A 20921-nucleotide genomic window follows, 5' to 3' on the forward strand; every position below is an offset into this window, starting at 1 on the left:
AATTTCAATAATTATTAAATTAACAAAAAATAGCCAGCGATGACCAACAATCAAATAGAAGAAAATAAAGGCAACATATTAATTGTTGACGATACTCCAGAAAATTTGCAAGTTTTATCAGCAACGCTGTGCGATCGGGGCTACAAAGTCCGCGGCGTAATTAACGGCAAAATGGCAATCAGAGCGGCGCGCTCTGGTTCTCCAGATTTGATTTTGCTCGACATCAAAATGCCAGAAATGGACGGCTACGAAGTCTGCACACAGCTCAAGGAAGATCCGAAGACATCCGAAATTCCGGTTATTTTTATCAGCGCTTTAGATGAAGTATTGGACAAACTAACCGCATTTCAAGTGGGAGGGGTTGATTATGTCACAAAACCGTTTCATGTAGCAGAAGTTTTAGCGCGAATCGAACACCAACTGACTATCCAGAGACTGAAAAAACAATTGCTCGCTCGCAATAAAGAACTGCAAGAAGAAATAATAGAACGCAAAAAAGCCGAAGAAGCAGCGGCCGCTGCATCGCTCGCAAAAAGTCAATTCGTTGCCAACATGAGCCACGAATTGCGGACTCCCCTGAACGCCATCCTGGGTTTTACCCAAGTCATGAGCCGCGACTCTTTGCTCAGCCACGAAAATCTCGAAAATCTCCGAATTATTAACCGCAGTGGTCAACATTTGCTGGAACTAATTAACGATGTTTTAGACTTGTCGAAAATAGAAGCCGGGATAATTGGCTTAGATGAACGCAGCTTTGACCTTTATCAACTCCTCGATTCTATCGAGGAAATGTTTCAAATCAAAGCTGAAACTAAGAATTTGCAACTGAATTTTTCCGTCGAGTCTAATGTTCCCCAATATATAAAAAGTGACGAAAAAAAGCTGCGCGTCTGCTTAATTAACCTGCTGGGAAATGCCATGAAATTTACTCACAACGGGGGCAGTATTTGGCTGCGGGTGAGCGTGGAAAGTAACCAGAAGCAGCCGGCAGAATCGGAAAGTCATCCTAACTCTACCTCGGTCGAACCCTTGTTAATTTTGTTTGAAGTTGAAGACACGGGAATTGGCATAGCAACAGCAGAAATTGATACTTTATTTGATGCTTTCGTGCAAACACAAGCGGGGAGAAAAGCGGGTGATGGTACGGGATTGGGTTTGACAATTACTAAAAAATACGTGCAGATAATGGGCGGGGATATTTGGGTAAAAAGTGTTTTAGGTGAGGGAACCAGTTTTAAATTTAATATCCGAGTATTTGCGGCTATTTCGTCTGAAATAACCGTGGCGACATTGCAGCGGGCGATCGGACTAGAAGCAGATCAACCGGTTTATCGGATTTTAGCAGTTGACGACAATCAAGAAAATCGGCTGCTGCTGGTTAAAATGTTGCAACCAATTGGTTTTGAAGTCCGAGAAGCGGAAAATGGCTACCAAGCGGTTGAACTTTGGGAAAGTTGGCAGCCTCATTTAATTTGGCTGGATACGCGAATGCCAGTAATGGACGGTTTTGAAGCTGTCCGACAAATTAGAGCGAAAGAGAAACAAACTCACTGGCGAACTATAATTATTGCTCTGACTGCTAGCACTTTTGAGGAAAAAAAAGGCGAAATTCTCGCCGCAGGTTGCGACGATTTTGTGCGGAAACCTTTTCAAGAACAAATCCTTTTTGATAAGATGGCTTGCTACTTGGGAGTGCGCTATCTTTATCAAGAGTTGCCCCGGCTCCCTGTCGGGGCTTTACGGCGTTATTGTGTGAACGAAAAACCCGATTCATTTTTCGGAGGGCTGCTGGCTCAGATGCCTCAAAGCTGGGTGCAGGAGCTCTATGACGCAGCTAATGATGTTAATGAAGAGCTGGCGATTCAACTTGTCGATCGCATTTGGGAAAGTCATCCAACTTTAGCTGAGGCTTTAAAAGATTTGCTTGCCGATTACCGACTCGACAAGATAATGGATTTAACTCAATCGAGTTTAAAATAAATGGATAATAGCGAAATTAAAGTATTGGTGGTTGATGACCAACCGAGCAATCTGCGGTTCTTATCCAAACTGCTAACATCCCAGGGGTATCAAGTTTACCGAGCTATTTCCGGTCAACTGGCGTTGAATGTTGCGATCGCCCATTGCCCGGATTTAATTTTGCTCGACATTAGAATGCCGGAAATGAACGGTTATGAAGTTTGTCGGAGACTGAAAGCGACACCAGAAACCGAAGAAATTCCGGTAATTTTTTTAAGCGTATTAGATGAAATGAACGATAAATTACAAGCTTTTCGAGTAGGAGGCGCCGACTATATTACTAAACCATTTCAAGTAGAAGAAGTTTTAGCGCGCATCGACAAGCAAGTCCGCTTGCAAAAACTGCAACAGCAATTAAAAGAGCAAAATTATCAACTGCAACAGTCGCAGTCGCTGCTTGCTAGCATATTAAATAGTTCCTTAGACTGTGTGGTGGCTTATTCTGCCGTCCGCAACAGTGAGGGAAATATTGTAGATTTCCAGTGGCTGTTGATCAACCCTGCAGCCGAAAAATTTTATGGTCTGCTATTAAATGAGATAGTTGGCAAAAATTTGTTAGCCCAAGTTTCCCAAGTTAGCAATAAGGGGTTATTTGATTTGTATGTTTCTGTAGTAGAAACAGGAGAAACTGTAGACCAAGAATTTTATTACGAACAGGAGCGAGATACAATTGTTTGGCTGCACATTGTGGCGGTCAAATTAAACGATGGTCTGGCAGTAACATTTCGCAACATTACCGATCGCAAACGAGCAGAAATTGCCCTACGAGACAGCGAAGAACGCTTCCGCGCGATATTCGAGCAAGCTGCGGTCGGCATAGCTAAAACCGCGCTTTGCGGTAAATTTATGCGGGTAAATCCCGGCTTTTGTCAAATTGTCCGCTATGCACAATCTGAATTGTTACAGCAAAATTGGGAGGCAATTACTCACCCAGAGGACAGAGAAGCGGACAGAGAATACCTGCGATCGCTGTTATCCGGGAAGATTCAAACTTTTTCTGTGGAAAAGCGTTTGCTATGCAAAGATGAGGCGGTGCGCTGGGCAAATGTTACTGTTTCGGCAATGCGCGATGTCAAGGGGACGCTGCAGTATTTGATTTGTGCGATCGAGGATATTTCCGAACGCAAGCTGGTACAAGAATTGCTGCAAGAGAGTTTAGACACTCAAACCCGCTACGCTCAAGAATTAACTCGTTCTAATGCCGAACTAGAACAGTTTGCTTACGTGGCTTCTCACGATTTGCAAGCGCCTTTGAGCACGATTGCCGGCTACGCTCAACTCTTAGAAAAACGCTTTTCCAACCAACTTGATGCCCAAGGGAATAAATTTATCCGCAATATTGTTAATTCTTGCGAGCGGATGCAGGCGCTGATTGATGACTTGCTGGAGTATTCGCGCGTCGGTCGCAGTCAGAAACCTTTTGAGATGATAGATTGCAATCGGGTTTTTGAGGATGCTTGTGCTAATTTGCATTTGGCAATCCGTGAGAATCAAGCTTCAGTTACTAGGGGGAATTTGCCAAGGGTAAAAGGTGACTGTTTTCAACTGCTGCAACTGTTTCAAAATTTAATTGGTAACGCTATTAAGTACCGCAGCAGTGAGACGCCGGTGGTGCAGGTGGACGCTTCGCATCAGGGGGATAGCTGGGTGTTTTCAGTGCAGGATAACGGTATTGGGATTGCCTCACAGTACCATCCGCGAATTTTTCAGATTTTTCAGCGCTTGCACACCCAAAAACAGTATTCGGGAACTGGTATCGGTTTAGCTATTTGTCAAAGAATTGTCGATCGGCACGGCGGCAGCCTTTGGGTAGAATCAGAACCGAATCAAGGCTCAACTTTTTATTTTTCTATTCCTATACCAAAGTGAAGTCAGCATTCCGCCTGAAGCACTCACCCGTCCTTTACTTAAGCTTTAAATATCTTTATGTCTTCTTTACAAAAATGCTTATAAAGTGTAGCATATTCACTGATGACATGGAGCTAAAAATCTATCAATATAAATCTATTAGCTCTATTCTTATACAACTTATAAATCAGCGGTGCGCGCAAGACTTGTTAATTTTTTTCAACTGTATCCAGAGCATCTTGCTTTGGGATGCAATAGTTTCCCTAGTAGTTCGCGGAGAAGGATTTGTGATGTGTTTGCAGTTTGCAGGTTCTCGGACAGACTGCCAAGTGAAACAAGCATGATTCGCAAACCTTTGCAAATGGAGAAAAACGGTAAATTGCTGCAACACAATTTCAGTGTTCTCAGCCAGATTTACCGGATGATGGCAAGAGATGCTTTGCAGGTACTCAGACACGGCTCAAAGTCCCGCAACCTCACAAAAGACGTTCGTAGTGAGGCAAAGCGGTGAATTATAAAAAGAAAAAATTTACTCTTTTAATAGCAAACGATGACGAGGATACGCGCTTTTTGATGGAGGAAGCACTGCGAGAAGTTGGATTAGCAATTACGAGCGAATTTGTGGAAAATGGAGAACAAGTGCTAGACTACTTGTACCGTCGTGGTCAATATTTTGCTAGCAGCAATTGGCATCAGCCCGACTTGATACTTTTGGATCTGAATATGCCGAGGCTGGACGGGCGCGAAACACTAACTTTGATCAGATCTGACCCCCATTTGCAACAAATTCCGGTTGTAATGCTCACAACTTCCCACCGCAGAGGAGATATCTTGCTTTGCTACCGCTTGGGAGCCAATTCTTTCATATCCAAACCAGTCACTTTTGAAGGATTGCTTGAAGTAATGAAGACTTTATGTGAGTATTGGTTTGAAATCGTTTCACTTCCGCCGGATATGTAAACTTTAATGTAGGGCTAAATCGATAGTTTGAGTGTATAGTGAATTTGATAAGCCGAAATATTTGCCGATCGCAAGTATCGCTCTCAAAACAAAAAAGTTGCCTTCGACCCGCTCCGAACGCTATAGTTGTGTTAACACGTCACCAATGTCTGAAAATTTTGTTGGTTGAGGATGACCTCGGAGATCCGACAATGATCGAAGACCTTCTAGGGTCATTCAGCGAGTCTCTATTTCTCCTCCAAACAGTTAAGTCTCTGGAGATAGGAGTTGGGCGTCTGGAAGTAGACAAGTTTGACGCCGTACTATTAGATTTGTCAGTGTCAGACAGTTTGAAGGGAAGCGAGGCGATCGCAGTTTTGAAAGGGCGATGGCCCACATTGCCAATTGTGGTGCTGACAGATATCAGCGATGAAAATATTGCCCGCTCAGTATTGCGCTGGGGCGCTCAAGATTGTTTGGTAAAGGGAAGATTTCACAGAACTCTGCTGGTGCGGGCAATCCATTATGCGATCGAACGCCAGCAAATCGAAGAACAATTGCGGCAGCAGGCTCTCCGACAGCGGCTGTTGGGCAAAATGATCGAACATATTCGATCGTCAATAGATCCGGCAAGCATTCTCCAAAGTACCGTCGCAGAAGTGCGCCAATTTCTCCAAACAGACCGCGTTTTAATTTATCGCTGTCAGGATTGGGTGTCTGAATTGGACGGGGAAGAGAAAAAAGGTGGGATTGTCGCCGGTGACGGTTTGCCAGAAGGTTATATTGAAAACCAAAATATTAGTGCTGCTTTGGCGGTGTCATGCTTTGTTTTGGTAGAATCCCAGTCGGTACAAGCAATAGCAGATGTCAGCACTGCCCCCTTGGCTGGCAGTTGCAAAGAATTGCTGGCAGATTGTGAAATTGCAGCAGTTATCAGCGTACCAATTTGGCAATCAGGCGACTGGGAAACGGCAAAAGAAACACAAGAAGCCACTGTTTGGGAAGTCGAGAACAATCAAGATGCAGCGGAAAATGATATCTGGCACCAGGCGAGTGGCAAACCGCAGGCGCAGGGGAAAAGTTTGCCGGATTCGATCGCAGAAAATGGCAATAGTTTGTGGGGAATGCTGACAGCATACAATTGCAGCGGTGTCAGGGAATGGCAGCAGTGGGAAATAGATTTTTTACAGCACTTGGCAAATCAAGTGGCGATCGCGATCGAACAATCTCAACTTTACCGCAAGCTAGCAATAGCCAATCAAAAATTGCAGCAACTGGCCACTACTGACGGACTGACTGGCATTGCCAATCGCCGCCAGTTCGATCGGGTTTTGAGCTTAGAGTGGCGCAGATTGGCCAGAGAGGAACTACCGCTGTCTTTAATTATGTTTGACATCGACTTTTTTAAACTTTACAACGAGTTTTATGGGCACCTCGGCGGGGACGATTGTTTGCGCCAAGTTGCCGGGGCGATAGCCAGAGTCACCAACCGGGCTGGGGATTTGACTGCCCGCTACGGTGGCGAAGAATTTGCCCTAGTGCTGCCCAACACCAGCGCCGAAGGGGCAAATGCTGTCGCCCGGAAAATTTCCGACGGCATCGCCAGCTTGAAACTGCCCCACGCGCGATCGTCGATCGGCCCCTACGTTACCCTCAGTTGCGGCATTGCGACAGCGATTCCTTCTGCCCAGGAATCTCCCCACACCCTAATTCGCAGTGCTGACAGCGCCCTTTTTCAAGCCAAAACCGAAGGCAAAAATCGCATTTGTCACGCTAGCAATAACTCGGAATCTTCCCCGATTTTTATGTAAAAGTTGAAGGTAATTTGTAAGATCGTGTTTGATTTTTCACTCACCACTCACAACTCCCAGCTCATATTGTTGACCTTTGCATCGTAATAATAATTTTCTGACTGCACTGCCAGCGGAATGCGATCGAGTGACCTGGAGTAAGGAGAATTCTCACTTGCAGAGTATAATTCAGATATTACGGTATTTGATATTACTGAGATGTTGCAGCCTTCTCAATTAGTTGTTTAGGAACAGGCAAGATGCCTGTTCCACAAGAAAATTCAGTCTTTGTGGAACAGGCATCTTGCCTGTTCCGGAGAATGGTGCAAAATGTGAGAGATTACCCATTTCCCCTTCCCAATTTCTAATTACCAATTGCTAATTTATTGCCCCAACTTTGAATTCCTACCTGTTAAATTCGGCAGCACTGGAATTTCAATCAAAAACTCCGCTCCCTCTCCCGGTGTCGAAATACAACTCAATCTGCCGCCGTGGCGATCGACAATAATCGAGTGAGCAATCGACAATCCCAAACCCGTACCCTTGCCCACAGGCTTAGTCGTGAAAAACGGGTCAAACAGCCTCGATCGCACTGACTCTGGTATCCCCCCCCCGTTGTCGGCAATCGATACCGCTACGAAGCCGGCAGCCACCTGATAACTGCGAATAGCGATCGTGCTGGGATGTCGATCGCACTCCTCGATCGAACGCTGCTTGTCCCGTTCTTCCAAAGCATCGATCGCATTAATTAAAATATTCATAAATACCTGATTTAACTCGCCTGGAAAACATTCAATTTGTGGCAATACTTGGTAATTTTTAACTATCTTAATTTCTCCATGACTACTGTGAGATTTTAACCGATTTTGCAAAATCATCAAAGTGCTATCAATTCCCTCGTGAATGTTAACCGACTTCCCAGCCGACTCGTCCAATCGGGAAAAATTACGCAACGATTTCACAATCTCGACAATTCGCTCGGTTCCTACTTGCATCGAATTAAACAATTTCGGGAAATCCTCAGCAATATAATCCAAGTCTATTTCATTAATTTTCTCCAAGACTTTGGCGGGAGGATTAGGACAGTAATGCTGGTAAACTTTAATCAATTCCAGCAAATCTAAAGTGTAATTGCGAGCCGGATTGAGATTACCGTGAATAAAACTAACAGGATTATTAATTTCGTGAGCAACACCAGCAACTAACTGACCCAAACTCACCATTTTTTCATTTTGAACGAGCTGAGCTTGAGTCGTTCGGAGTTTGTTAATAGCCGCTTCTAACTCTAGCGCTTTTGAACGTTCTCGCGCTTCCGATTCCTGCAAAGCTGACTCGGCTTGTTTGCGATCGGCAATTTCACTTTGTGCTTGCTCAAACAGCATTGATTGCTGGATCGCGATCGCCAACTGCACGCTAATTTGTTTGAGACACTCGACCTCAATTTCCAGCCAGAGGCGGGGGCCCGCGCACTCGTGGGCAATCAATAGCCCCCACAACTTCTCGCCTTGCAAAATCGGCACTACCAAATTAGCTCGCACCTGAAATTGACCTAATAAATTAATGTAGCACTGGGAAAGACCAGCTTTGTAAATATCATCTACAGGTACAGCGCGACCGTCTTCGTAAGCAGAAGCATGGCTGTCTTCAAAACAGGAATCTTTAATAGTTATTCCCTGAATCGACTGCCAATTTTCGCCCACCGACTCGACAGTTATAAAACCGCTCCAATCGGGATTAAATCGATAAATAACTGTCCGGTCTGTTTGCAAAAATTGCCGTACTTCAGCAACAGCTTTTGTCAAAATTTCTTCTAAATTGAGAGAAGAGCGAATGCGTTCCAGCATTTTTACCACCAGGCGTTCGCGCTTTAATTGCTGGCGCAAGATAGCCTCGGCAAGTTTGCGAGTGCTAATATCTTCAATCACAGCAATTACATAGCTAGGTTCCCCAAACCCATCCCGCACTAAAGATACAGTCATATTAGTCCAAACAAATGAACCGTCTTTGCGAATAAAGCGTTTTTCAATGGAATAATTAAAAATTTCCCCAGCTAACAGTCTGTCGCGCGACTCGACATCTGCCGCTACATCTTCAGGGTGAGAAATATCCCCAACATTTCGCGATTTTAGCTCTAAGTCAGAGTATCCGACAATATTGCAAAACCCTTGATTTGCATTCAAAAATTGACCATCGCGCCACACTTTAACAATGCCGATTGCCGCTTGTTCAAATACAGCGCGAAATCGCTGTTCGCTTTCTTGTAAAGCAATTTCTACTTTTTTGCGATGGCTAATGTCCATTGCCGTGCCAAACAGCCGCACCACCTGACCAAACTCATTTTTAATAGCTTGTCCTTTAGCGTTAACGTGCCTAATTTCTCCTGATGGAAAATAGATGCGGTGGTCGATATCGTAAGCTGTCCCTTCAGTCACTGCTTCTTGTACAACTTCTGCAAACTTTTCTTTGTCATCGGCATGAATTTGCTCTAAAAGTTCTTCCATTGTCGGCGGTCGATTCAATTCTCGGCCGTAAACTCGAAACAGTTCTTCCGACCAAGTAATAACTCCTGCCTCCCTATCGAATTCCCAATTGCCGATGCGGGCTATTTTTTGCGCTGCTTGCAACTGTTCGGCAAGTAGTTGCAGAGATGCGATCAACTGCGTTTTTTCGGCTTCTGCTGCAACGCGGGCACTGATATCTTTGTGAGTGCCTGTTATCCGCAACGGCGCACCCCATTCGTCGTACTCGACTACCTTGCCCATCGCCAGAATCCACTGCCAATTGCCCGCTTTGTTGAGCATCCTAAATTCAAATTCATAGATATCAGTCTCACCTTCCAAATAGGAATTTAAACATTCCATTACCTTCCCTCGGTCTTCGGGATGCAGCAAACTTTCCCAACCTTTGAGGTTGTTTTCAACTTCGGTTTCTGCATAGCCTAGCATTGATTTCCAATGAAAGTCGAAATAAGTTTCGCCAGTAGCTATATTCCAATCCCACAGCCCCAAAGAGCTGCCTGAAACCGCCAACTGCAATCGCTCTTGACTTAGTTTTAATGCCGATTCGGTGCGTTTTATTTCTGTGAGGTCGGCAATTATGGCTATCATTCCTATCGGTTGACTAGCGCTATCTTTAATGCAGTTAGCTCGCAAAAAAGTTTCTATGATATCGCCATTTTTACTCTTTATTTCAATTTCATTTTCCCAGGAAAAACCTTTCCGCAGCACCTTAAATAACTTTCTCAAATCTTGAGATTTGGGGTACATTACTGCTGGACCGCCGGCATTATTTAGTTCCTCAACTGTATAGCCGTAGCGCTGAATAAATGCTTGATTGTGATAAACGGAATAACCATCCAAATCTGCGATCGCGATCGCATCACTAGCACTGTCTACAGCTTGAGTTACTAGGCATAGAGTCAGTTCGGCTTGTTTGCGATCGGTAATATCAAAAATCGCTCTGTCGAGCCACAAAACTAGCCCTTCTAGATTGTAAGTTGGCCTACCTCTTTCCGACATCCACCGCACCGCCCCGTCATCGCGAACAATCCGGTATTCTAGATTGTACGGCTGTTTCGACTCTACTGCTGCGCTGATTTGTCGATCGACCATTTCCTTGTCGGCATCGTGGACAATTGTCGCAAAACTCAAGCGGTTGTTGCCAATAAAATCCCCAGCAGGATACCCACTAATTACCTCAATTTCATCGCTAATAAATACCATCGTCCCATCAGCATCGTACAAGCTGCGGCAGATAGCGCCGGGGATATTCTCAACGAGCGATCGAAATCTGGATTCGCTCTCCCGCAAAGCTGCTTCTGCCTGTTTTAAATCAGTAATATCCAGCACCATGCCTTCCCAAACTATATCCCCTTCCTGCCCTATTTCCGTCGGACAATCAACTCGTTCCGGTCTCGACGAACCGCCTTGCATCCACTTAAGTTTTCCCGACGGTACAATCGCGCGCCATTCCTGCTGCCAGGGCTGCATATCTGCTGCAGAAACAGCAATAGATTCTTCAAATTTTTGACGATCATCTGGATGAATAAAATCAAAAAGTAGTTGAGGATTCTGCTGAATATTTTCTGGTTCCAATTCAAATAAATAGCGGCTGCCAGAAGAAATATAAGGAAAACTTTTTTGGCCGTCGGTTGAGAGACGAAATTGATAAATTATTCCCGGTAAATTGGCAGCAAGTTGCCGAAGTCTAGCTTCGCTTTCTTGCTGCGCTAATTGTTTGCGCCTATCCTCAGTGATATCTCGAATTATCCCCACGAGAATTTTACGGCCGTCGGTATTTTCAAAGACAGTTTTTTTAGTAGACAGAATGTGCTTTGTACCGCTGCCGTCTGTAAATATTTCCTCGGTTTCGTTTTCTTTCCCCGTCCTAAACACTTGTTGGTCAGTATACCAAAAAATCTCAGCTTCTTGTTTTGGGAAAAAGTCATAATCCGATTTGCCCAGGAGTTCCTTGCGCTGCTTTCCGATTAGCTTGCAAAAAGCATCATTTAACAGTATCCAGCGGTGCTGTTCATCCTTGACAAAAAGTGGGTCTGCAACTGCATCGATTGTATGATTTAAAAACTTTTTACTAGCTTCGAGTTCGGAAAGTGCTAAAATTTTATCTGTAATATCGTTGATAGTTCCTGTCGTCCCCTGCGCCTCGCCGTTCCCGCCCCAAATAAAAAATTCTTGCACTTCTACCCACCGAATTTCGCCATTTTTTGTAAGATATCGAATTTGATAGCAATTGGATGTTTCTTGATTTTCGCTCAAACCTGTCAACGAATTTAAATATTGGTATTGATCCTCAGAATGAATGTAACTCAAACAGGAAGTTCCTAAGCTTTCATCCACGGTAAATCCGGTAATTTCCGTCCAAGCCGGATTGAGAAAAGTCCAATTGCCCGCAGTATTTGTTTCAAAAACTACTTCTTTGATATTGCCAACAACCTGCTGGTATTTTTCTTGACTTTTTTGCCATTCTGCTTGCCGTTTCTGGCGGGCGATCGCGCACCTGAGCGTCCGTACCAGCAGCCGACTGTCTACCTGTCTTTTCACCAGATAATCTTGGGCGCCGGCGGCAATTAACTCGACAGCCAGTTCTTCCTCATCGGCCGCTGTCAGAATGACGATCGGAATATTTATACCGCAATCTTGAAGTCGGAAAAAAGTATTAAATTTTGGGCTGTCAGGAAGTGAAAGATCTAATAAAATTACATCAAAAATTTTGTCGCTTAAAATTTCTATCGCTTCCCGGAGGCGGACTACATTGGTGACATCAATTGATTGTCCTAGTTGGCCCTCAGACAGCAGTTCTTGAATGAGTTCTGCATCTTCTGCACAGTCTTCTACTAAAAGAATTTTTAAACCAGGCGTTAAAGTGGACTCAAAAACAGATGTCATACCATTTTATATTTTAGATTTGAGATTGGAGATTTGGAATGACTGATGACTATCGCGGTTTGGTTCTTGCGTACAGTGGCATTTTTTTTACTGGTATCCTTTTGCTATTTTTTAGTAATTATAAAATCTCAGCAGCGGATGCAGCTACCTAGCTCATGATTGGGGAACTTGAAGCGCAGCCTTTAGAGTGCGCTGTGTGCTTGCAAACCCCGCAGATTTATTTGTAGAATTGAGTTGTTCGCTGCAAGTTTTCCGCCTCGCCCCAAACCTAGTGGCCCAAAACTATTATCCTCTTACCCATATTGCAACTCAACTCTATTTTAATTTACAACCTTTGGCAGGGGAATAGCAAGAGGCAAGTCAAAAGAGCGCGGAGTAATCAGGATTTGCATTGCTGATAGCCTTTGAAACTTTAGATTATAAATTGCCGTTTAAAGCTTGCCTAAAGTTGCATTATTTTTTTAAAATGGTATTACTACTAAGCTAGGAGAATTACCGTTGATTTACAAGATACGGCCTGAGATTGTGTCCGGTTAATTGCGCGTAATTAGCGCCTGTTTGTTTTGAGCAATACAAGTCCTCTCTCGATCGAGGAACCAAGACTTGCATTTTTTGCTACAAACCTAATTACAAACTTAATTACGGTTGTCTAACCGGACACAATTTTACTCAGTTGAGTCGCTCAATTTTGCTGCGGCTTGGGCAGCACAACTGTAAACACGCTGCCTTGACCGACATTGCTGCTAATAGCAATTTCACCGTTAAAAGGTTTTAAAAGTTCAATACAAGTATAAAGTCCTAGACCCGTTCCTGTCGGTTCGCCTTCGGTTTTTTCCTCGCCTTTAGGTGGCTTTGATGTGTAAAAAGGGTCAAAAAGTTTTGACAAATCTTCAGATGATATGCCGCATCCCGTATCTGCAATATCCATGTATATGTTCGAGTCGTCTTGCCGAGTCACGATAGTTATTTCTCTGCTTTTCTTTTCCCACATAGCATCCATTGCATTATTGATTAAATTATAAAATACTTGAGAAAGATAGGAATAAATTAAGGGAATGCTGGCAATTTCTTCGTCATAAAAGTATTTTTTTCTAATCTTATTTTTAAAATACAGGTTGCCTTCCAATAGCTGAATTTCTCGCTGCACTAAATCGTTGATATTCACCGGGTGCAAATCTTGCTTTTGCTCGTTTCGGCTTTTCATCATCAGAGTATCCATGATCTGATTGATTTTTGTGACAGCTTGAAAAATATACTTAGTATAATTAAACAGAGAGTCTTCTTGAATTTGTGTGGCTTTTGTTTCAATCAAATCGACGCTAGTCTGGATCACTTGCAGCGGACTTTTGAGATTGTGAACCATGCCCTGAGTCAAACGTCCGATGATGGCTGTTTTTTCCTGGTTTATTAATTGCTTGGTTTTTTGTTCAACAAGTCTTTCAAGGTTTTGGTTGAGGTGGGCAAGTTCGAGGTTTTTTTCTTCGAGTTTTTTTTGCAAGCTGCGGATTGTCAAGTGGGTTTGAATCCGGCTCAAAACTTCTTCGTGCTGGAAAGGCTTAGTGATGTAGTCAACGGCTCCTGTCTGAAAGCCTTTTACTTTATCAGGCGTATCGGAAAGGGCGCTCATAAATATGATGGGAATATCTTGCGTTGACGGGTCTGCTTTCAAGCGTCGGCAAGTTTCAAAACCGTCAATTCCTGGCATCATGATATCCAAAAGAATCAAGTCTGGATGGATGTAGTCAATTTGCTCGATCGCACTTTCGCCGTCTAGAGCCACTAATACTTTAAAGCCGTAATTCCTTAACAACTCGAAAAGTACGTCAAGATTTGTTTGGTTGTCATCGACAATTAGTATGATGCTTCTTTCGGAATTCTTATCGTTCATATTCAATGGAAACATTCAAATTTTTGATTTTTGAGTTGTGGGTTGTGACGTTAAATCGGATTCAATGAATTTTTGCCGGCTCTAGAAACCCGGTTGCTTCCTAGATGCTTCTATTTGCAATAACCGTTTGAGGAGCCGGCTGCGAGTCCGGGCCGCCCAAGCGAATTAAGTTGTCGCTTCGCGGGAGGCCAGAACCCCAGATTGAGAATGGTACCCAGGGCGCGAGATTTAACTGATTTTGAGTGGTCTGTTAGCTACCGTCAATTTTAGGACAAATGTTGCTTCAAAAAATCTCGAATTTGCTTGAGCTGAAATCCTTTAGCAAGTTGGCGCAGGTGATGAACGAAAGGCACTAATGTCGGGTCAGAATGTTCGAGTTTAGCAGTTTCTTCCAGAATAGCTTCAATATCGCCCATTGCAGCCAATCTTAACAACGCCAAGACTGACTCTGAGGCCGGAGACACCATCGTTGAGTCAGCAGCCGCAATCTCAGAAGATGCTTTGGCAGTTTGATCTGTCCGCTTTCTGGTTTGCGATCCTTCTTCGTAAACCCATTCTAGTCTCAAATGCAGGCGCAATAATTCTAAAAGCTCGTTAGTTTGAATCGGCTTGGTGAGAAAATTATCGCAACCTGCAAGTATGCTCTCTTGCTTGGTAGTCTCGTAAACGTTAGCGGACAAAGCAAGGATAACCGTATCTTTTAATTCCGGCAACTGTCGCAGCCTCTTGGTAGCTTCCCAACCGTTCATTACGGGCATCAGCAAATCCATTAAAATTATATCCGGTAGAAATTCCTGTGCTTTATGCAAGCAGTCTTCGCCGTCTGTAGCTTCTGCAATTTCAAAGCCTAAATGAAAAAGCAGCCTGTGCAACATGGCGCGATTTACTTCGTGATCGTCCACGATTAGCACTTTCCGCTGGGGGCCGATAAAACCTACAAGCCGCCTTTTTTCTTGTCGGGAGGGAAGTTCCGAACACTGCGCGACTGCGGGTAAGTCTAGATCCAACCAAAATATGCTGCCTTTGCCGGAGGTACTTTGGACGCGAATTTGGCTGCCCATCATTTTGGCTAATTTTTGGCTGATGGAAAGTCCCAGTCCCGTACCTTCGACGAAATTGTTCTGATCGCCCACTTGATGAAAAGGCAAAAATATTTCTTCTAATTTATTCTGCCCGATGCCAATGCCCGTATCTTCGATTTGAAAGCGAATTTTAGGGGTAGGGGTACGGCCGATATTGTCTGCGGTTATCACATCGCGCGCTTCTGTTGTTCCCAGCGGCGGGTTAGACATTTGCTGCGCGTCTATATTCGCGGTCAAATTGATTGTTGGATTGGCAATTTCCGCTGTCAAACTAGAACTTTCGCAGTTGGTTGGAGGATAGTTATTGGGGAAATTTTCTGCATAACCGACTTTGAAGGTAACGCTGCCGCTGTTCGTAAACTTAACGGCATTGCTGAGCAAATTAATCAAAACTTGACGCAACCTTTTTTCGTCTGCCAAAATGCCGTCTGGAAGCGCTGAAATCTGCTCATAATTAAAGGCAATTCCTTTTTGAGCAGATCGCATCTGGAACAAATCAATAATACTTTTCACAAAACTGGAAAAATGCACGTTGGTCAGCGACAGATCCATTTTACTAGCTTCGATTTTTGAGAGATCTAAAACGTCATTAATCAGCATCAGCAGGTGGTTGCCGCACTGGTGAATGTTGTTAAGACTTTCCTGCTGATCGACGGTAAAGTTTTTATCGACTTTGAGCAGTTGGATGTATCCCAAAATGCCGTTCAAAGGCGTCCGCAATTCGTGGCTCATGTTAGCGAGAAAGTCGCTTTTAGCGCGGTTGGCGGATTCGGCGGCTTCTTTAGCTAATTGCAGGGCGGCTTCTGCAAGTTTGCGATCGGCAATTTCGGTTTGTGCTTGTTCAAATAGCATCGATTGCTGAATGGCGATCGCCAACTGCACCCCCAATTGTTTTAGGCACTCTCCCTCCAATTGCTGCCAGGGACGCGGGCCCGTGCAGTGGTGGGCAATTAACAGCCCCCACAAGTTTTCGCCTTGCAAAATAGGCACTACCAGATTCGCTCTGACATCGAGCCGAGTCAACAAAGCTAAGTGGCAGTCTGCCAGGCCGGCATTGTGAACATCTTCTATAGCTTTAATTCTGCCGTCTTGGTAAAGAGGAACGTAGGCTGCCCCGAAACAGGGGTCATAAATTTCCATTCCTACAATTGGTCGGACATTTTCGGCAACCGACTCAACAGCGATAAACCCGCTCCAATCCGGATTAAATTGGTAAATAATAGTGCGATCTACTTGCAAAAAATGTCGCACTTCTTCGACACTTTTGGTAAGAATTTCTTCCAGATTGAGAGAAGACCTAATGCGTTCCAGCATGGCTACAGCCAACTGTTCGCGCTTTAACTTCTGCCGCAAAATCAGTTCAGCTTCTTTGCGTTTTGTGATGTCGGTAATTACTCCAATTAAGCCGATGGAATTACCATTAATATCTTGAATACTGTCGGCTCGCACCAGAGCAGTTACTGCTTCGTAGCTTTTAGTTTGCAGCGCAACTTCGCCACACCAAGAGCGACCTTGGCGAAGGCTTTTATAGATTTGTTTGTAATTTTTATGCCGGACATAAAACGCGGTCATATCGCCAATATCATTGAGTTCTTCCACCGTGTAGCCGTAGCGCTGAATGAAGGCTTGATTGTGGTAAATAGACCGCCCTTTCAAGTCGGCTATCACGATCGCGTCGCTGGTACTTTCGACGGCTTGAGTGACCTGCAGTAAAGCTAATTCTGCTGCTTTGCGATCGCTAATATCCGTCATCGAACCCACCATCCGCAGAGGGTTTCCGGCTGCGTCCCACACTGCTTGAGCACGGGCGAGCACCCACTTATAGCTACCGTCTTTGCACTGCAAGCGGTATTCGGCGGCGTAATTGGGTGTTTGCCGATCGAGATAACCTTGGATCGCTGCTTGCACTCGTGAGCGATCGTCTGGATGGATGCGATCGATCCATGCGCTGTTGGTGCTGTCGATTTCACCGTCTGTGTAACCGATAATTTCTTGCCAGCGGGCCGATCGAAAAGCTTCATTTGTTTGAAGATTCAGATCCCAAATTCCGTCTTGATTGCCTTTGAGAACTAACTGCCAGCGTTCTTCACTTTTACGCAATTCTTCTTCGGCTTGTTTGCGCTGAATATGATCGCCCAACTGAGTCGCTACAGCCTTGACCAACTCTACAATACGCGGTTCCATAATCGAGCGATCGCGCTTGCAGAATACTAAAACTGCCAGCACCTTTGAACGAGTGTGAATTGGCACTCCGAAACAAGCTTTCAATCCTACTGATTTCGCCATTTGCGATCGGGCAAAAAGATGATTTTTGGCTAAAGAAATATCTTCAATCCATTCTACACTTCTGGTGGACCAAATCCGTCCAGGTACTGCCACTCCGGCGGCGAATCTAATTTTTTTACTTTCGCGGCCGAACATATCTAAATCGCGATCGCTAGCGTACCAAGTTTCGCTGTGTTCCAAAAAAGTACCATTCGCACTCGGTATCCAAGCTTCTGCAAAATTCCAGCCGATCGCATTGCACAGCAACCGCAGAATCTCTGGGAGGGCGCTGTGAAAATCTGCCGACTGACTAATGGCTTGAGTTGCTGCCAGCAACAGCTTTATTTCATCTTCTGCTTGCTTGCTTTCTGTAATATCAGTTGCCGTGCCGAGAATTTGTTTTAACTTACCGTCTGCTGTTTTCGCAAATACAGTATCTCGGCTAACCATCCAGCGCCAAGAACCATCCTTGTGCCTAATTCTGTATTCAATTTCAAAGATATCCCCTTCGCTGCCTGTTTCAACTTGCTGTAAATAATCAGGCATTTTGATTGAATCTTCGGGGTGGATTAAAGTTGACATCATCCACGGCCCCATTGCCTGAATCTCCTCTACTGTATAGCCAAGAATGTGGTAGATAGAAGCGTTCCCATAGATATTTTTTTTTTCAATTAAGTCACAAACATACAAAATATTAGGACTGGCCCCAGCAATTTGCTGAGCGAACCGCTGGCTTTCCCGCAGTGCTGCTTCTGTTTTTTTTCTGTGGGAAATATCGCGAACAATGCAAATGATTTCCCCGTCGGGCAGCATTGTCAGCGAGACATCTATAGGGACTTTCGATCCGTCGCGGCGGCATCCTACTGCTTCGGTGCTGTAAGAACCTTTATTCACTAAAGTCGGCAGGACTTCTTGCTCGAACCTTTGCAGTTCTGCACCTTGGTAGAACATTTTCCAACTTTTATCTAAGATTTCTTCGAGAGAGTCGTAACCGTAGATTTTTAGTCGTGCTGCGTTGCAATAAATCACCTCTCTGGCGGCATTGAATATGGCGATACCTTCGGAAGCTTGGGCCATTGCTGCTGCTTGCCTGTGGAGGACTGACTCGGATCGTTTGCGTTGAGTGATGTCGCGGACGATCGCGATAATTTCGTCATCCGTGCAGAAGACAATTCTCGCTTCAAAATCGTACAGTTCACCATTAACTGGCATTTGATATTCTACGACTTGAATCTCGCCAGTGTCGATCGCTTGTTGATTGCCCGACAAGATTTTCTCAGCAAAAGCAGCCGGCAATATGTCTTGTGCTTTTTTGCCAATTAGTGATTTTTGTGATAGGATATTATCGAAATCTTTGGCAGGCTTGAAATCTACAAAAGTGCCGTCTGCCCGACAGCGAAATATCATGTCTGGTATCGCATTTAAAAGAGCGCGGTTAGTGGCTTCGCTCTTACGCAATTCAGCTTCAGCTTGCTTGCTAAATGTAACGTCGCGGGCCACTGCATAAATCAAACCTTCTTCTGCAAACGGCGATGCTGTCCACGACAGCCATTTATAAGTACCATCTTGGCAAAGATAGCGGTTTTCTAAGCTAATAACGGGGTGGCTTTTTTTAAGTTTTTCTAATTCCGCTACAGTAATTTCTAGGTCTTCTGGATGGACGAATTCTATCAAAGGTTTGGCTAAGATTTCATCACTGCTATAACCTAATACAGTAGACCAAGCGGGGTTTAAGCGTTTGAAATAGCCGTCAAAACCTGCAATGCAAAGTAAATCCAGCGAGAGATTAAAAAATCGATCGCGGTCTTGCTGGGTTTGTTTCAATTCGGTAACATCCATCACCAAACCGTCCCAAACTATATCGCCGTTGGCTTGCTTTTCTGGCTTCGACGCGCCTTGAAGCCATTTCACTCGATCTCCCATAACTTGCCGCCACTGGTGTTGCCAAGCTTGCTGAGTCGCCGCTGAAGTTGCCATCGATCGCTGCAAGCCTGAGATGTCGTCTGGGTGAACTGTTGCAAAAGCCAAAGTGGCATTTTCTTCTATTTGTTCTGGCTTTAAATTGTAGAGCTGCCAACTGCCGGAAGAAACGTAAGTAAAAGATGTTTTACCATCTACATAAAGCCGATATTGATAAATCATTCCCGGCACGTTGTCGGTCATTATTTGAAATCGAGCTTCGCTTTCCTGCAACGCAATTTGCTGGCGTTTGTATTCGGTCACATCTCGCATTGTTCCCACCAACATTTGACGATTATCTGCGTTGCTAAATACTGTTTTTTTAGTAGAAATAATGCGTTCTTGACCGTCGCCATCGGTAAAAATTTCTTCTGTTTTCTGAGCCAGACTTCTTTGCAATACTTGCTCGTCTTGTTGCCAAAAAAAAGCCGCTTGTGCTGGGGGTAAAAAATCGTATCCTGACTTGCCAATCAGTTCCGATCGCCTTTTTCCTATCAAATTGCAAAAAGCATCGTTTACAACGATCCATTTGTGCTGATCATCTTTGACAAAAATTGGATCAGGAGTTGAATTTATCGTGTGATTTAAAAACTCTTCTGATGCTTTTAATTGAGCTTCGTAACGGTAGCGATCGCTCACGTCCAAGACTACTTTAATCAGGCGGTCTATCGAGCCGTCTAGGGCGCGGATACAGCGAAGGTAAACTCTAGTATAAACGGTTCTTCCATCTTTTCTGCGCCACCTTTGGTCTAAAACATAGCCTTCACTCTGCCCTGCCAAAATTCTATTTAACTGCTCTAAACTAGGCTGCAAGTCTTCAGGAAAAACCCACATTTCCCAATTCTCATGCCAAAAATCCTGGCGCTCGTATCCCAGTAAATCGCACAAAGCATCGTTCACTTCCAACCACTCGCATTTTTCTGGTGCTGAGGGGGAAATAGGAGGAGCGAGAATGGCAATTCCGACGAGAGAATTCTCGACTACCGAGCGATATTTTTCTTCGCTTTTTCGTAAAGCTTCTTGGTTGTGCTGTCGCTCGACTGCGTAGCGAAGCGATCTAATTAACACTTCGCTGTCAATTTTTCGCTTGACTAGATAATCTTGAGCTCCGGCTTGGATTGACTGCAGGGCAAGCTCTTCATCGTTGCGTCCGGTCAATACGACAATCGGAGTATTTAGGCTGTATTCTTGTATTTTGACAATTGTACTTAAGTCTTGGCTGTCGGGCAGCGAAAGATCTAGTAAAATCACATCAAAATGTTCGCTGACCAAAAGTTCCTGCGCTTTGCTGAGACGGTCTGTACAACTTACTGATAGCCTTTGGGGTTCGGCTCTACTGACGTTTGTTTCTAATAATAATTCTTCAATCAGATCGGCTTCTGCTTGATTGTCTTCGACCAGAAGAACTTTAAAGCCGTTTCGCTTTGCGGGTGGGCTCAAAACTGATATCATATACCTTGTTTTTTGTCATAAGGCAGTTTAGCCACCTATTATAGCATATAAACAATTGTATAGCCACAAAATCCGCCGTTCCCAGTTGAAAACTATTTGGTTCAACAATTACAATGCACTCTATCTTAGATGTTGAACGGTTCTCAATAACTGGCTTTCTGGCCCATTTCAGAAAGAGTAAATTTTCTTGGGAGGGTTTCTTCTAACCAGCTCTTAAAAGGCTTATTGAAAATGATATAATATCTGATATCTATGCGATTGTGTTTTTCCTCTA

General features: G+C 44.3%; 8 protein-coding genes. 5 read left to right on the forward strand and 3 right to left on the reverse strand.

The annotated features are described in order from the left end of the window. Positions 1 to 39: 39 nt before the first annotated feature. The 5 genes from QUB08_RS23115 (at position 40) to QUB08_RS23135 (ending at position 6617) form a co-directional block, all read left to right on the forward strand. Entirely contained in the window at positions 40 to 1980 is a 1941-nt protein-coding gene (locus tag QUB08_RS23115; protein WP_333227473.1) for a response regulator, read from the forward strand. Further along, the gene (locus QUB08_RS23120; protein ID WP_333227475.1) at positions 1981 to 3888 is read left to right on the forward strand and encodes a PAS domain S-box protein; all 1908 of its coding nucleotides are present in this window, start codon (positions 1981 to 1983) and stop codon (positions 3886 to 3888) included. A 319-nt stretch (positions 3889 to 4207) separates the two neighbouring features. Next, positions 4208 to 4378, forward strand: a complete 171-nt coding sequence (locus QUB08_RS23125) for a hypothetical protein (RefSeq protein WP_333227476.1) — start codon at positions 4208 to 4210, stop codon at positions 4376 to 4378. Continuing rightward, positions 4375 to 4827, forward strand: a complete 453-nt coding sequence (locus tag QUB08_RS23130) for a response regulator (protein WP_333227478.1) — start codon at positions 4375 to 4377, stop codon at positions 4825 to 4827. Before QUB08_RS23125 ends, QUB08_RS23130 begins: the two co-directional genes overlap by 4 nt. A 128-nt stretch (positions 4828 to 4955) precedes the next feature. After that, on the forward strand, positions 4956 to 6617 hold the full coding sequence (locus tag QUB08_RS23135) for a diguanylate cyclase domain-containing protein (protein WP_333227480.1): 1662 nt from the start codon (positions 4956 to 4958) through the stop codon (positions 6615 to 6617). A gap of 362 nt (positions 6618 to 6979) precedes the next feature. Here QUB08_RS23135 and QUB08_RS23140 read toward each other — a convergent pair whose 3' ends face one another. The 3 genes from QUB08_RS23140 to QUB08_RS23150 form a co-directional block, all read right to left on the reverse strand. Continuing rightward, positions 6980 to 12001: a PAS domain S-box protein gene (locus tag QUB08_RS23140; protein WP_333227482.1), complete on the reverse strand. Its 5022-nt coding sequence runs from the start codon at positions 11999 to 12001 to the stop codon at positions 6980 to 6982. A 682-nt stretch (positions 12002 to 12683) separates the two neighbouring features. Continuing rightward, complete coding sequence (locus tag QUB08_RS23145) at positions 12684 to 13889, reverse strand: hybrid sensor histidine kinase/response regulator (RefSeq protein ID WP_445300949.1); 1206 nt, start codon at positions 13887 to 13889, stop codon at positions 12684 to 12686. Between the two features lie 266 nt (positions 13890 to 14155). Further along, positions 14156 to 20647 (reverse strand): PAS domain S-box protein, encoded by a 6492-nt coding sequence (locus tag QUB08_RS23150; protein WP_333227486.1) that lies wholly within the window; start codon positions 20645 to 20647, stop codon positions 14156 to 14158. Positions 20648 to 20921 lie beyond the last annotated feature (274 nt).

It is taken from the genome of Microcoleus sp. BR0-C5 (genome assembly GCF_036705045.1).
Classification (GTDB): domain Bacteria; phylum Cyanobacteriota; class Cyanobacteriia; order Cyanobacteriales; family Microcoleaceae; genus Microcoleus.